The organism is Paenibacillus marchantiophytorum (assembly GCF_014640555.1).
Lineage (GTDB): Bacteria > Bacillota > Bacilli > Paenibacillales > NBRC-103111 > Paenibacillus_E > Paenibacillus_E marchantiophytorum.
In genome coordinates, this window is record NZ_BMHE01000087.1 from 1 (window position 1) to 14,059 (window position 14,059).

General features: G+C 48.7%; 12 protein-coding genes. 11 read left to right on the forward strand and 1 reads right to left on the reverse strand.

Going from position 1 to position 14,059, the window contains the following annotated elements; all coding sequences use genetic code 11:
- Nucleotides 1–474: 474 nt before the first annotated feature.
- The 6 genes from IEY34_RS35135 to IEY34_RS35160 all read left to right on the forward strand — a co-directional run bounded on the left by IEY34_RS35135 (nucleotide 475) and on the right by IEY34_RS35160 (nucleotide 5,077).
- Nucleotides 475–1,179 carry a hypothetical protein gene (locus tag IEY34_RS35135; RefSeq protein ID WP_189020766.1) on the forward strand — a complete coding sequence of 235 codons (705 nt, stop codon included), beginning with the start codon at nucleotides 475–477 and terminating at the stop codon, nucleotides 1,177–1,179.
- Between the two features lie 132 nt (nucleotides 1,180–1,311).
- The gene (locus IEY34_RS35140) at nucleotides 1,312–2,193 is read left to right on the forward strand and encodes a TolB family protein (RefSeq protein WP_229758014.1); all 882 of its coding nucleotides are present in this window, start codon (nucleotides 1,312–1,314) and stop codon (nucleotides 2,191–2,193) included.
- A gap of 33 nt (nucleotides 2,194–2,226) precedes the next feature.
- Nucleotides 2,227–3,201, forward strand: a complete 975-nt coding sequence (locus tag IEY34_RS35145) for a formylglycine-generating enzyme family protein (RefSeq protein ID WP_189020768.1) — start codon at nucleotides 2,227–2,229, stop codon at nucleotides 3,199–3,201.
- Nucleotides 3,202–3,289: 88 nt separating this feature from the next.
- Nucleotides 3,290–3,460, forward strand: a complete 171-nt coding sequence (locus IEY34_RS35150) for a hypothetical protein (RefSeq protein ID WP_189020770.1) — start codon at nucleotides 3,290–3,292, stop codon at nucleotides 3,458–3,460.
- A 153-nt stretch (nucleotides 3,461–3,613) separates the two neighbouring features.
- Nucleotides 3,614–4,696 carry an MraY family glycosyltransferase gene (locus IEY34_RS35155; RefSeq protein WP_229758015.1) on the forward strand — a complete coding sequence of 361 codons (1,083 nt, stop codon included), beginning with the start codon at nucleotides 3,614–3,616 and terminating at the stop codon, nucleotides 4,694–4,696.
- Nucleotides 4,697–5,077: a ribosomal maturation YjgA family protein gene (locus IEY34_RS35160; RefSeq protein ID WP_189020774.1), complete on the forward strand. Its 381-nt coding sequence runs from the start codon at nucleotides 4,697–4,699 to the stop codon at nucleotides 5,075–5,077. It begins immediately after the preceding gene.
- Here the strand turns inward: IEY34_RS35160 and IEY34_RS35165 are convergent.
- Nucleotides 5,032–6,900: a putative bifunctional diguanylate cyclase/phosphodiesterase gene (locus tag IEY34_RS35165; RefSeq protein ID WP_189020776.1), complete on the reverse strand. Its 1,869-nt coding sequence runs from the start codon at nucleotides 6,898–6,900 to the stop codon at nucleotides 5,032–5,034. The genes IEY34_RS35160 and IEY34_RS35165 overlap by 46 nt on opposite strands.
- Before the next feature lie 291 nt (nucleotides 6,901–7,191).
- On the opposite strand from IEY34_RS35165, the gene IEY34_RS35170 reads away from it, so the two are divergent.
- Genes IEY34_RS35170 through IEY34_RS35190 form a run of 5 tightly spaced genes read left to right on the forward strand, consistent with a single transcriptional unit; the run spans nucleotide 7,192 to nucleotide 13,161 of the window.
- Nucleotides 7,192–8,304: an iron-containing alcohol dehydrogenase family protein gene (locus IEY34_RS35170; RefSeq protein WP_189020778.1), complete on the forward strand. Its 1,113-nt coding sequence runs from the start codon at nucleotides 7,192–7,194 to the stop codon at nucleotides 8,302–8,304.
- Nucleotides 8,305–8,338: 34 nt separating this feature from the next.
- Nucleotides 8,339–9,424, forward strand: a complete 1,086-nt coding sequence (locus IEY34_RS35175; RefSeq protein ID WP_189020780.1) for an ABC transporter substrate-binding protein — start codon at nucleotides 8,339–8,341, stop codon at nucleotides 9,422–9,424.
- Nucleotides 9,425–9,457: 33 nt separating this feature from the next.
- Nucleotides 9,458–10,240: an ABC transporter permease subunit gene (locus IEY34_RS35180; protein WP_189020782.1), complete on the forward strand. Its 783-nt coding sequence runs from the start codon at nucleotides 9,458–9,460 to the stop codon at nucleotides 10,238–10,240.
- A gap of 25 nt (nucleotides 10,241–10,265) precedes the next feature.
- The gene (locus IEY34_RS35185; RefSeq protein WP_189020784.1) at nucleotides 10,266–12,080 is read left to right on the forward strand and encodes an aminotransferase class I/II-fold pyridoxal phosphate-dependent enzyme; all 1,815 of its coding nucleotides are present in this window, start codon (nucleotides 10,266–10,268) and stop codon (nucleotides 12,078–12,080) included.
- 16 nt (nucleotides 12,081–12,096) lie between these two features.
- Nucleotides 12,097–13,161: an LLM class flavin-dependent oxidoreductase gene (locus IEY34_RS35190; RefSeq protein ID WP_189020786.1), complete on the forward strand. Its 1,065-nt coding sequence runs from the start codon at nucleotides 12,097–12,099 to the stop codon at nucleotides 13,159–13,161.
- Nucleotides 13,162–14,059 lie beyond the last annotated feature (898 nt).

The window sequence follows — 14,059 nt, forward strand, 5'->3', positions numbered from 1 at the left end:
CGACCCCATCGACCCCATCGACCCCATCGACCCCATCGACCCCATCGACCCCATCGACCCCATCGACCCCATCGACCCCATCGACTCCATCCAACTCATTAACCCATCAACTCATCCAAACCCCTCAAAGTACCTTCAAACAAAGAAATAAGAGTCTCTAGAAGCTCCTATACGCACCAAATTCTGCCCATTTTGGGGAGTAGGAGTCTTTGGAGGCTCCTATCGCCGCCCAATCTCCTCCAGAGCCCTCCAAACAAAGATATAAGAGCCTTTAGGTGCACCTATACGCCACCAAAGTAGGCTCTTTCCGGAGAATAGGACTCTCACGGAGGCTCTTATCTTTAGTTATACCTGCGGCCCATTCTCACCTAATTTTAAGCAAACATTTATCCGGACTTCAGGTTCGCTTCAAATTTTGTTCATAAATGGACAGTAAGATAGGGTTGTACATATCGACATAGGAGTGATGATAATATGAAAATACAAAAGATAGCGGGACTCTGCATCCTTATTCCCGTGTTATTAGCAGGTTGCGGAAATGCCAGTCAACCCACAGCCAACAATGCAGCGGCCACAACAAAGCCTGCGCAGCAGCAAGATCAGAGTACTAAGCCATCGCCGGAAGCGGCGGCGAACGGAGCGAATCGCACAGCAATGAGTACGGAACAGCGACAAATGTTCAGCACGATGCAGTCGCTGATTATGCTGGACAAAGCGGAGGGACTCGCGATCACAAAGGATCAAGCGACAGTCATGCTGCCTGTTGCGGAAGATGCCGTTGCCAAAGGCGAACTAACGGATGAGAATAAAACCAAGCTGTTAGAGAAGCTTACTGAAGCTCAGAAAAAATATATGGATGATGCAGCAGCCCGTATGAGCAATCGTGGCAATGGAGGCAATCCGGGGACAAGTGGCGGAACTGAGGGGAATGGTGGAAATGGCGGCGGTAAACGCAATGCCCCAACCGGTGATCAGACGAAACCAGACACGGCTGCAAAGCCGGATGCGAGCAGCACTGGCAACGCAGCGTCAGGAACTGGAAGTGAGCAAAAGCCGGCAAGAGGTCAAGGTGACGGCAAAGGGCCTGGCGGCACTGGCAACGGCAACGGTGGAGGCAATCGCGGGTTTGGCGACCCTGGCAAACAGCTTGTCGAGCTGCTGCAAAGTAAAGTGAAATAATAAATTGAGAAAGCTGGGAGCAGATGCTCCCGGCTTTTTGAGTTTACAGCTTGTGATTTGCCTGTTAACCTGAGGAGAGTAGATGTTTGCTGTTCAATCTAGGAATAGTCAACGAGAGGGGGAAGACAAGCTGTGCATACATTACCAGTACCCAATGAGATGGAAGATCGCAATGTAATCAGTATGCTGGAAACCGTCGACTGCTTAACTGGAGAGAGAAAGCTGCTCGCCACATTCGATCACCTAATTGAAGCGCCGAATTGGACGCTCGATGGCCAAAGGCTGATCTATAATAGCCAAGGAAGTTTGTTTTCCTTTGATATTGCAAGTTGTGAAAGTACGTTAATAGATGCTGGATTTGCTGCGCATTGCAACAATGACCATGTACTGTCACCTGATAATTCACATATCGCTGTTAGTCATCATACACAGGAGGACGGCCAATCCCGGATTTATGTGTTTCCGCTCAGCGGCGGCAATCCTGTCTTAATTACCCCGCTGGCCCCAAGCTACTTGCATGGATGGTCGCCGGACGGCAAGCAGTTGGCTTATTGCGCAGAGCGAAACGGCCAATATGATATTTATACCCTTCCAGCGATAGGCGGCGTAGAAACACAATTAACGAATCTGCCTGGTCTTGATGATGGGCCAGAATATACGCCTGATGGTCGACATATTTGGTTTAATTCCGTTCGCACTGGACTTATGCAGGTATGGCGAATGAATGTGGACGGAAGCGCACAGACACAGATGACTTTCGACGAAAGCAATAATTGGTTTCCGCACATTTCGCCAGACAGCCAAACCGTTGCCTACCTCTCCTATCGCGAAGGGGACGTGGCTCCCGGTGATCATCCTCCGAACAAACAGGTGGAGATTCGCTTAATGCCCAGTGAGGGCGGACCTTCCAAGCGATTAGTCGAACTGTTTGGTGGTCAGGGTACATTGAATGTGAATTCTTGGTCGCCAGATAGCCGCCAATTAGCTTTTGTTAGTTATAGATTAAAAGAGTAAATACCATTTTAAAGTTGAGAAAGGAAGCTATGTATGGATACAAACAGTAAAGCATGCTGTTCGGCGAGCCGTCATACTGCGGGACAGGAACAGCCACCAATCCCCACACTCGAAGTTGCTCAAACAGATGTTCCGAACGTTCCGAAACTGCAAGACATGGTTCTGATACAAGGCGGAACCTTTTTGATGGGGACGGATGATCAGGAAGGCTTCCCTTCCGATGGAGAAGGGCCTGTGCGTGAAGTAACGGTTAAGGCTTTCTATATAGATCCTTGCACGGTTACGAACGCGGAGTTCAAGCAGTTCGTTGATCAAACAGGCTACATGACGGAAGCGGAATCATTCGGATGGTCCTTTGTTTTCCATTTGTTCGTGTCCGAAGAAACAGCCAAGCAGGTCAAAACCACTGTTCAGCAAACACCGTGGTGGTGGGTTGTAGAAGGTGCGGATTGGCGGCATCCCGAAGGTCCGGATTCGCATGTGGAGGATCGGATGGATCATCCGGTCACGCAGGTTTCATGGCATGACGCCATGGCCTATTGTCGTTGGTCCGGCAAACGCTTGCCGACGGAAGCTGAATGGGAATTCGCTGCTCGCGGAGGCTTAGTGAAGAAACGCTACCCTTGGGGAGACGAGTTGAAGCCCGGCGGCAAGCACATGTGCAATATTTGGCAGGGGAAATTCCCCGATAAGAATAACAAAAGTGACGGCTATGCCGGTACTGCGCCTGTAAAGGCGTTCGAACCCAATGGCTATGGCTTATACAATGTGTCAGGCAATGTTTGGGAATGGTGCTCCGACTGGTTCAGCCCGAAGTTTCATATCAAAGGCAAGCGCGACAACCCAAGCGGTCCACCTAAAGGAGAAGCTCGCGCAATGCGTGGCGGCTCATATTTGTGCCATCGTTCCTATTGTAATCGCTACCGAGTAGCTGCCCGCAGTAAGAACACGCCAGACAGCTCAACGGGCAATATTGGTTTTCGCTGCGCAGCGGACGTTTCTTTTTGATAGGTTTGTGTATAATAGAGTTATGGTCTCGTGAGATGTGAAATGGTGCTGGTCATCTACTGATTTTGTGGAAGGTGGTATGCGAACAGTGATTAGATGTAAAAGCTGCGCAAAATTAACGGAACTGCAAATGCATCGCTGCACGCATTGCGGTGTTGTGCTTTCCTACTCCGTGTCGGAAAAATTCGATCTATTGGCAGAATCTGTGGAGAATGCCTTGAAGAAGGAATTGGAACTAAGGAGAAAGCAGCGGCATTAAGCTGATTATCAGGATGCTCGATTTGAAGAGGCCGTTTGTTAAGTAGGCAAGAAGACTTAACGAATAGCCTCTATTTTATGTTTGCCAAAAGATTGAAACTTTTATCGGGCAGAAGCAGTCTAATTTAGTAGAAAAAAGGAGAGTGATTTGAGCGTGTTGCTGTCATCCATAGCTGCGTTATTAACTTCAGGAATCGTATTGATTCTGATTATGCCGTTCATAAGACGGCTGTCCATTGCCATAGGAGCGGTAGCTGTGCCGAATCATCGCACGATGCACAGTTCGATCATGCCCCGACTGGGGGGATTGGCTATCTTTATTTCCTTTATGTCAGCAGCAGCCTTGTTTTATGCCAAGCTAGCACCTACTTTGCCAGCTTTTTGGGGACTATTCTTAGCTGCATGTATCATTGAAGTTGTTGGGGTAATTGATGATGTCTATACATTAAGCGCCAAGTGGAAAATGCTCGGTCAACTGCTGGCAGCATCGACAGTGGCCTTGTCCGGGTTTACGATTGATCAAATCCATATCCCGTTTGGCAGTGACCTGTATTTCCCGGCATGGCTTTCAATTCTGCTAACTATAGGTTGGATTGTGGGCATGATTAATGCCCTGAATTGGATTGATGGTTTAGATGGTCTGGCGACGGGTATTGCGGGCATATCCTGTTTAGCACTATGTATCATCGCTGCGATGACAGGCAATGTGCCTGTTCTGATTATTAGCGCAACATTACTGGGGAGTTTAGCAGGGTTTTATCTATTCAACGCCGAGCCTGCTTCCATTTTCATGGGGGAATCCGGATCAGCCTTCCTTGGATTTGTTTTGGCTGTCCTTGCCATCCTTGGGTTCAAACAGGCTATTTTTGTCTCGTTTATTGTCCCGTTATTAATTCTAGGTGTTCCGATATTGGACACGCTGCTTGCGATGGTGCGTCGCGCTATGCAAGGGCGTCCTGTGTATGAAGCTGACCGGGGTCATGTGCATCATCGATTGACTGATCTAGGGGTTAGTCGTCGTAAAACGGTGTATACCTTGTACGTCATATCTGCCTTCTTGGGGATTTGTGCGATTATTCTCACCAAAGCGTCTCAATCGGGGATAACACTTGTTATGTTGTTGTTGCTGGTTGTGTTGTTGATTCTTGCAGGTGCTGAGTTGGTCGGTATTAGTAAAGGGAAGCTTCCGTTGTCCGCATTCCTAAGAAGAATCAGGCGTGTACGTGAAGAAAAATAAATGATCAAGTACGGAGTTGCCGTCATCGTGACGATACTTTTAGGCATGGGTTCTAGACACTTTGCGAGCTTGCTGCCACCTGTCATTGCCATCCATGCCGGGGATATCCTCTGGGCCAGTATGGTGTATCAAGGGTTCCGATTTGTTGGGTACACCAAAAGTCTTCTCTGGGCTGTAGGGTTGAGCGTCTTATTCAGTTTTGCCATAGAATTCAGTCAATTATATCAAGCGGATTGGGTAGTTGCTCTTAGGCATACGGTTCTCGGCGCCCTCATCCTAGGGCAAGGCTTTCTGAAACTAGACCTACTTCGTTATGTAATGGGCATCGCTCTTGCTTACTTTCTAGACAAAGCATGGCTGTATAGAAAAGGCAAGAGCTGATTTTCTCCCAGAGGCTTGCTAAAATAATAACCTTGCACGTTATCACAGTCTAACGTTTTGAGGATGTCCAGTTGATAGTTGGTTTCAACCCCCTCAGCGATCACAGATAAATTCAATTTCTTGACTAAATGAATGATGGCTGAAGTTAGATTGCGTTCCTCTTCGAGGTGGGACAGATCTTGGATGAAACTTTTGTCGATTTTGATGAGATGAAAGGGTAACGTTCTTAAATAACTCAAGGAAGAGAAACCGGTGCCGAAGTCATCGAGTGCGAGTTTGAAGCCTGCTTCCATAAGCTGATTCAGGCGCTTCGCGGCTGTATCTATGGACTCGATCAGGGCGCTCTCCGTTACTTCCAGTTCGATGGAAGAAGGGGAGATCCCCGCACTTTGCACCATCTGGACAACACATTCCACGAAATCATCTTCTCTAAGCTGCGCGGGAGAGATATTGATAGCCATGACGGCGTCGGGACATGTAAGCAAAAGGGTTTTTAGAGTTTCACAAGCCTGCTGAATAACCCACTTGCCAATCGGAATGATCATGCCATTCTCTTCGGCAATAGGGATGAATTCATTAGGCATAATAGGGCCCAGCACGCCATGCTGCCAACGAAGCAAAGCTTCAAAGCCGCGAATACTGCTGGTTTGCAGGTCAATTTGCGGTTGATACATGAGATGGAATTCATTTCTAGTCAAAGCGCTCCGAAGCGATTCCGATAAATTCGCATGGTGGAGCTGATCTAAAGTCAATTGTTCTTTATAGAGTACGATCCGGTTGTTGCCTTGCTTCTGGGCATAGTAATTCGCGGTTCGGATTTGCTCAATAATTTGCTCAACCTCAATCGAATGGCCCTCATACATATAAACCCCTGTGCTAAGTGAAATCTCAATGGCGGGTGTTCCCCCGTTGTATCCTTTGACAAGCGAATTCAAGGCTTGACGGTTCCACTCATGGATGTACGCTTCATCACTGGCAAGCGGCAGCAGAATCAGAAATTCACTATAAGTAATGCGCCCTAAATAACTTCCGCTAGGTAAATGAGCAGAAATGCGACTGCCAACTTCTTGCAAGAGTTGGTTGGTTACCTGCAAGCCATGTAAATCATGAATGACCTTCAAATTATTGACGGTGAATAATAAAAAGGTGGATTTGGCATGCGTATGGATGATTTTCTTCATCAGTTTGGACATTCGCTGAAGATTAGGGAGGCCTGTAATTGTATCGAACAACGAATTATGATTTCTCTGTACTTCTACTTGTATGAAATGTTGAATCGTAAAAATGGCAATCGGATAGAGGATCAGGATAGGTCCTGCGAATTGTTTAATCAAGAGCATCGCAATGTGCTGAGGAAGCAAGACGCTCCAGGCAATGCTTTGAATAGCAATGAGCAAGCTGAAGATGCCCGTAGAAATCACACTTCTCCTACGACCAAAAGGCTTCTTGTAATGATAAAAAAAGATCCCCATCAAACCGGATGTTAGAATGGCAAACACGCCAGGAAGCATGCCGCTGCCCCCGATCGAATACCGAAAGCCGCCGATAAGCAGAATGGTTATCAGTGAAGAAAGCCCGCCTCCCATACTTCCGGATACTGCAGACAACACGACTTTCATATCAAGAAACACACCAGGAGTCACTTGAACAGGCATGTGCATAGAAATAATACCCGCTAGACCGAACATAAGGCCATAGGCAAGCTGCTGATAATACCACCTTTGAGTGGTCAAATAAGGCGATAGATGATTAATAATGATGATGAACAACGTAATATTAGCCAAATTCTGCAAGAGGCCTGTTAGATTATCTAAAGCTGTCAAAGACCTTCCTCCTCGAGAATAGCAAAAAGTACCGTTAACTTGTGCGCAAAGAATGTACGCATATATTCGACATATTTTGTGAATTTCCTTTAAATAAGAACATTAGCTTCGCTTACCCCCCCAGATCGCACATGGAATAACCTTCTAATAGAACATTTCTATTGAACAAATGTACGAATAGGAAAGATCGATTAGACGCAAATAGCAGGCAAATGATACAGTATGAAAATAAATCATATATAAACGATAGGAATTGTCGTGAATATAAGGCAAGGGAAGGGGCCAAGGCGAATGATATCTTTCAAAGCACCGAATCAGTACTGGAATGAGTCACACATTTTAGCAAAAGGCGGGGCACTTATCGCACCACTCGGTCAAAAAGCACTTATTATTGCTGGGAAACAGGCACTGGAAGCAATTAGTTCATCTTCCTTTCTCTTGGGCCTGCAAGAATCCGGGATTACGTATTCCATTGCTTTGTTCAGTGGCAAAGTGACAACGACGGAAATTCAAACCTATCGAAACATTGCTGCCGACAAAGAAGTTGATGTCATTATCGGTATCGGCGGCGGCAAATCCCTGGATATCTCCAAGGCAGTCGCTGACCATTTGGGAATTCCCATTGTTGCGGTGCCGACCATAGCTGCAACTTGCGCATCTTGGGCTGCTTTATCCGTGCTTTACGATGAGTTGGGCCGCTCATCCTCGTATAAGCTGCTGAAGCAGTCCCCTTCATTAGTGCTTGCTGATCTGCAAGTATTGGCAGCAGCTCCTAAGCGGTACTTGGCTTCTGGCATTGGCGATACGCTCGTGAAATGGTACGAAACGGTCGTCAATCACAACGAAGAGCCAGATGGCTTGGATATACGAATCTCTATACAAATAGCCAAACTAGCCCTAGAACGATTACAGATATACGCCAAGTCAGCTTATGAAGCGGCGGGTACAGGTGAAGTCACGCCTGCGTTTAAAGAAGCCGTGGATGCTGTCATTGTTTTGGCGGGATTAGCAGGAAGCGCTCAAGGAAATACACCGCGTGCGGGCATTGCCCATGGCATACATAATAGTCTGACCTTCCTTCCGGAAACGAAAGACACCTTGCATGGTGAAAAGGTTGCCTTCGGATTACTGACTCAAGTCGTGCTGGAGAAGCGTGCAGAAGATGAGATTCATCGTCTCGCTAGTCTACTCCACCAACTCCAACTCCCCATTACGCTTAAGGAGCTTGGGATTGAACAGCCGTCTGCGGAAGTGGCAGTGACGATCGCCCAAGGCGTTCAACTGCGCGAGGAAGCGATCAGTCATTTATCGTTTGCTGTGAATGAGACCTTGCTCGCACAAGCCATTCAAACGGCTGATCAATGGGGACAGCGCATCGCGCAGGAAAATTACGTTCAGCAATAATCATATTTTATAAATAGAAGGGGAGTCATTTCTTATGTCAACAGCCAAAAAACGATTCAGCCAAACCATTGTTTCTTTATTCGTACTCGCATTTGCGGCGGGTTGTGCCAACCAAGCAACAACAGCGGGAGACGCCAAGTCGTCGAGTTCGCCTGCACCATCACCTTCGGCAGCAGCGCAGACCAAAGCATCAGCACCTGCCGTAGACTTGAGCAAAGTGACACTTCGCGTCGGACAGACGGGGTGGGCCAATTTGGAAATCGGCTTCAAAGAAGCTGGATTGACGGATACGCCTTATAAGCTGCAATTCAGCGTGTTTCAAGGTGGCAATCTCCAGCTTGAGGCAATGGCGGCGAACAATTTGGACCTGGGATCAACGAGCGAAATTCCACCTATTTTTGCCTCGCAAGCTGCTAATGGCGGTAATTTCAAGGTCATCGCCTCCTTTGAATCTACGACATTAAATCAAGAAATTGTCGTCCCCAAAGGTTCGCCGATCAAAAGTGTGGCTGAACTGAAAGGCAAGAAAGTTGCCTATGTGAACGCGACGACAGCGCATTACTTTTTGGTGAAAATCTTGCAGAATGCGGGTCTCTCTTGGACGGATGTTGAAGCGGTGCCTTTATCCACGTCGGATGGACTTAGTGCGTTAATTAGCGGCAAAGTGGATGCCTTAGCGAGTTACGGGAATGCGATTATTTCTGCCCATCAGAATGGCGCAACAGAACTGGCCAGCGCCAAAGATATTTTATCTGGAAACTTTTTATATGAAGCAACACCAGATGCGATCAGTGATCCTGCCAAGCATGCGGCAATCGTAGATTTCTTAAGCAGATTGAATAAATTTTACACGTGGACACGCAATAATCAGCAGAAATGGGCTGAAATTACAGCAACTAACACCAAGCAACCGGTTGAACAGGCACTGGACACGCTCAAAAAAGGCGAGATCCAACGTCCTTCCAAAATTTCTTCTAATTTCGATAAAGCCATTGCTTCAGAACAGGATGTGGCCGATGCACTTACGAGTGTAGGGGTGCTGAAAAATAAAATTGATGTCAGCGCAACATGGAGCCGGGCCTTCGAGGAAGAACTCAAGAAGATAACAGCAGCGCCATAAGTTGGTGATATGAGGAAAGGTGTGTGCGCGCAAATGAAAGAATCGAAAGCAAAACAACGCTTCTTTGTCATCGCTCCTTGGATTATTCCGATTGCCATCATCGCCGCCTGGCATGTTTTGACGACTACCGGGGTTCTTGGTGCGAATGTGCTGCCACAGCCCATCAAAGTGCTAAGCGTCTTTGTCGCTATGCTGAAATCAGGTGAGTTGTTGACTCACATTACGATAAGTGCCAGGCGAGCTTTCAGTGGACTGCTGCTTGGCGGAGGCATCGGGTTTCTGCTTGGCCTGTTGAATGGATTCTCGCGTGTAGCGGAGAAACTGGCGGACTCGTCCATCCAAATGATTCGAACGATTCCCCATCTCGCCCTGATCCCGCTGGTAATCATCTGGTTCGGGATTGATGAGTCAGCGAAGCTGGTGCTGGTATCCTTGGGCGTCTTCTTCCCGGTGTATCTCAATACGTTCCATGGCATTCGCTCGATTGATCCAGGTTTGATTGAAATGGGAAAAGTATACGGTTTAAATCGATTAGCCTTGTATTGGCATATTATCCTGCCGGGCGCTTTGCCTTCTATCCTGGTCGGTCTTCGTTACGCACTAGGCATTATGTGGCTCACGCTCATCGTGGCCGAAACGGTTGCGGCCAAATCAGGCTTGGGCTATATGGCGAATAGTGCCAGGGAATTTTTCCAAATGGACGTTATCGTACTCAGTATTCTCATTTATGCATTGTTGGGTAAATTATCGGACAGCGCTGCGAAATGGCTGGAGAAATGGTGGCTGCAGTGGAATCCAAGCTATGTCAGACAGTAAATTGAGGGAAGTGGAGGTTACAACTATGTCCCAAACCATAACACCTTTTTCTTTTGCCAAACGGATACCAACGACACCGTCCATTGGCAGCGCAACCGTGACCAAACCGGATCATGTGCACTTATCCTTTGGCTTTGCCGCACCGCATTTATTCCCGATTGAACAATTGTCGCAAGCAGCAGCGGATGCCGTCTCTTTGCATGGCAGAAAAGCTTTGCAGTACTCAGGTTCCGGAGGACCTGGCCAAATTCTATCGTGGATTCAGGCTCGCTCCAAGGTTCACGGGATTCAAGCGGAGCTCGATCAAATTCTGGTGACATACGGCTCCACGCAAGGTATCGATTTGGCGACGCGTATTCTCGTTGATCCCGGCGATCACGTATGGGTAGAATCGCCTTCTTTTTTCAGTGCGCTGCAAGCTTTCCGCACGGCCGAAGCGGTCATTACCTCTTTTCCGATTGATGAAGAAGGTGTACGTGTTGATTTGATCGAGAATGCGCTGCTGGACGCGAGGCAGAACAACAAACCGATTCCTAAATTTCTCTATACCATGCCTACCTATCATAATCCCGGTGGTGTTACGCTCTCCCTTGAACGCAGGAAACGCCTTGCGCAGCTGGCTGAAATCTACAATTTCTTCATTTTGGAAGACGACGCCTATTCCGAACTGAATTTCACAGGCAACACGTATCCACCGCTATACACGTTATATCCGGAGAGAGTGATCTATCTCAATACTTTTTCGAAAATCATTGCTCCTGGCCTTCGCTTAGGTTGGATCATTGCCGATTCAAGTGTGATTGCGAAAATAAGGCTGTTGAGCCTTGGCGGCAGCATCGGTGTGTTTACACAAGAGATCGTGGCCAAGCTGCTCAGTGGCTTTGCTTTTCAAGAGCATGTGGATAGCCTGATTGATCATTATCGCAGTCAAAGGGACATCATGGCCAAAGCCGTACGCGAAAGTTTCGGTGGGCATGTGAGCTTTCATTTGCCGGAGGGAGGCTTCTATATATGGCTCCGTTTCCCGGATCACGTGAATACAAGTGACTTCCTGCAGGATGCCGCAGATCGGGGCGTTAGCTTCGTGGATGGCAAAAGTTTTTATGTCAACCCCGAAGGGTTTCATTATGCGAGACTCTGTTTCAGTTATGTGAGTGAAGCTGAGATTGGTCGTGGGGTGAAGAGCTTAGCTGATGCTTATTTTGCTTATATTAATAACAGTAACAGTAACACCAACAGCAATAACAACACCAACACCAACACCAACACCAACACCAACACCAACACCAACACCAACACCAACACCAACACCAACACCAACAACAACACCAACACCAACACCAACACCAACACCAACACCAACAATAACAACAGTCCGAAGATTGTTGCTGTCCTTGCCGCGCAAGAAGATATTAGAACATCGGATTCTGAACAGTTGATCAAAGAGTTAAGTGTGGAATTAGGGCTGCTCTACGAATCGGACGGAACAGCCGGTTTTCAAGCTTCAGACGTCGAAGTTCCGCGCGCTGCTTTCATCGTTGCCAGATTGGACGGACACCCTGTCGGATGTGGCGCTCTGCGTCCTATCAATGAGACGACAGTCGAAGTGAAACGGATGTATACGAGGCCGGATTTCCGCCGGAAAGGCGTGGCGCAAGCGATTCTATCCGAAGCGGAGCGGCTCGCCAATCAGTTCGGCTATACCAGCATCAAGCTGCAAACGGGACCCAAGCAGCCGGAAGCAGCCGCCCTTTATGAACGGGTTGGTTATTATCGTGTGCCGATTTATAGCGGGAACTGGGATTTAGTACTGGCTTATCAAAAGGATTTGAACAGCTGAAGGGAGTCGACAGAACATGAAATTCGCATTATTCAGTCTTATGATGAATCTTCCGAATGCGCTGTCCGGTGAAAGTCTGACAACTCGGCAGAAATTCGAAAATGTTCTCAAGCAAGCTGAACTCGCAGAGGAGCTAGGTTTCGAGGCATATGGCGTGGGGGAGCGGCACGGAGCTCCGTTCCTTTCCTCATCGCCGCCGGTTGTGCTCACGGCTATCGCCGCAAGAACGTCGAAGATTCGGTTGTTAACGACCGTAACCGTGTTAAGTGTGCTTGACCCGGTGCGCGTCGCAGAGGATTATGCAACGCTGGACCATCTGTCTGACGGGCGACTGGAATTAATTATCGGCAAGGGAAATGACCCGCGCCACTATCCGCTGTTCGGAATTACCGAAGACGAGCAGTGGGAATCAATGGCCGAGCGGTATGCTCTGCTCAAGCAGTTGTGGACGGAGGAAAACGTGACGTGGGAGGGCCGTTATCGCCCGCCGCTGAGCGAAGTGACTACACAGCCAAGACCGTTTCAGAAGTCGATTCCGATATGGCATGGCAGTGCATCCAGTCAACTCTCCACGGAATTAGCAGCTAAATATGGTGAACCTATTTTCTCTTCGAATACCTTTCATCCGCAGGCGAAATACAAAGCCTTGATTGATCACTACCGGGAGCGACTCGCATACTACGGTCATGATCCGAGCCAAGCCGTGGTAGGCTCGGGCTTCGGCAGCTTGTATCTAGCCAATACTTCTGAAGAAGCGATCAAGCGATATCGTCCGTACTACGATGCTTTCCGGGCTACGGCTTCAGCGCAGCACAATAACTCGCCATTCCGGGATTTGGAAGATAATATCGCGAATGGTCCTGTGCTCGTAGGCAGTTCGGAGCAGGTGATCGAGAAAATCTTGAACTACCATGCAGCATATGGTCACCAAGTGGTGAGCATCAGTGTGGATGGCTTAACGGAGGCGGAACAGCGCGAACAAGTTGAGCGCTTCGCATCAGAAGTCATGCCCGTGCTTCGCCGAGAATTGCCTAGCACCGTATGGGAGAGCAAGCCATCGTTGGTGCATGCGGCCAACTAATTGTTGTCCTCGGCAGCTCGAAGCTTCCCCAAAAATTGAATGTTTGAGAGTGACATACGGGGATTCTAAGTCTGTGCTATGGGATCCCCGTATGAGCTCTATGAGTTGAGCATAAGGTAGCTGAACGTGCCTATTTGTATAAAAATACAGGAGATAAGCACGCTCTCTGTGGTCTTATCTCACGAAAAATCGCGAAGTGGGCGGGAATAAGACCATCCAGCTTGCTTATTTATACCTAAGCATACAAATAATTGCAGAAAACCTAGCCGCAGGCTGGGTTTTCTTGCTCTATAAGCGTGTATATTTTTTTGGGGTGAGCGAGGAGTTATCCAGCTGCCTCGCGCGGAGATAAGGGAACGTCAAGCCAGCCACTATTCCAGTCAAAAGTGACATTATGCCAGGTAAAGGGAACTACAGTTCGCTATTCGAGCCAAGAGTGACCTTTTAGCGAGGTTGAGGGAACTACAGGGCGCTATTTTGCTGTTTGATGGGAAATTCAGCGCTTTTCGTGGAAATAAGACCCTGTAGTTCCGCTAACATGCTAGCATTTCTGCTTTTTGCCAAAATAGCGTACTGTAGTTCCCTAAACAGGATCAGCCTCTTTGAAAGAGGCTGATTTCTCCGGGCGGCGAAGTTATTATCTCATGTTGCTCGCCAGCACCCGGCTGCTCCGCCCCGCGCCGCCGCCGCTCTTGCCGCCGCACCCCAGCCGCCGCGCCCGCGCTCCTGTCGCCGCCGCGCGCTCCCGCCGCCGCCGCACCCGGCTGCTCCGCCCCGCGCCACCTCCGCCGCTCTTGCCGTCGCCACCCCCGCCGCCTCGCCCGCGCTCCCGCCGCCGCCGCTCTTGCCGCCGCCTCGCCCGCGCCGCCGCCGCCGCCGCACCTGGCTGCTCCGCCCC

What these genes read in the sequence shown, in the direction of transcription:
- IEY34_RS35145 (WP_189020768.1), top strand. Translation starts at nt 2,227, where the DNA reads ATGGATACAAACAGTAAAGCATGCTGTTCGGCGAGCCGTCATACTGCG.
- IEY34_RS35185 (WP_189020784.1), top strand. Translation starts at nt 10,266, where the DNA reads ATGTCCCAAACCATAACACCTTTTTCTTTTGCCAAACGGATACCAACG.
- IEY34_RS35175 (WP_189020780.1), top strand. Translation starts at nt 8,339, where the DNA reads ATGTCAACAGCCAAAAAACGATTCAGCCAAACCATTGTTTCTTTATTC.
- IEY34_RS35170 (WP_189020778.1), top strand. Translation starts at nt 7,192, where the DNA reads ATGATATCTTTCAAAGCACCGAATCAGTACTGGAATGAGTCACACATT.
- IEY34_RS35135 (WP_189020766.1), top strand. Translation starts at nt 475, where the DNA reads ATGAAAATACAAAAGATAGCGGGACTCTGCATCCTTATTCCCGTGTTA.
- IEY34_RS35180 (WP_189020782.1), top strand. Translation starts at nt 9,458, where the DNA reads ATGAAAGAATCGAAAGCAAAACAACGCTTCTTTGTCATCGCTCCTTGG.
- IEY34_RS35160 (WP_189020774.1), top strand. Translation starts at nt 4,697, where the DNA reads ATGATCAAGTACGGAGTTGCCGTCATCGTGACGATACTTTTAGGCATG.
- IEY34_RS35190 (WP_189020786.1), top strand. Translation starts at nt 12,097, where the DNA reads ATGAAATTCGCATTATTCAGTCTTATGATGAATCTTCCGAATGCGCTG.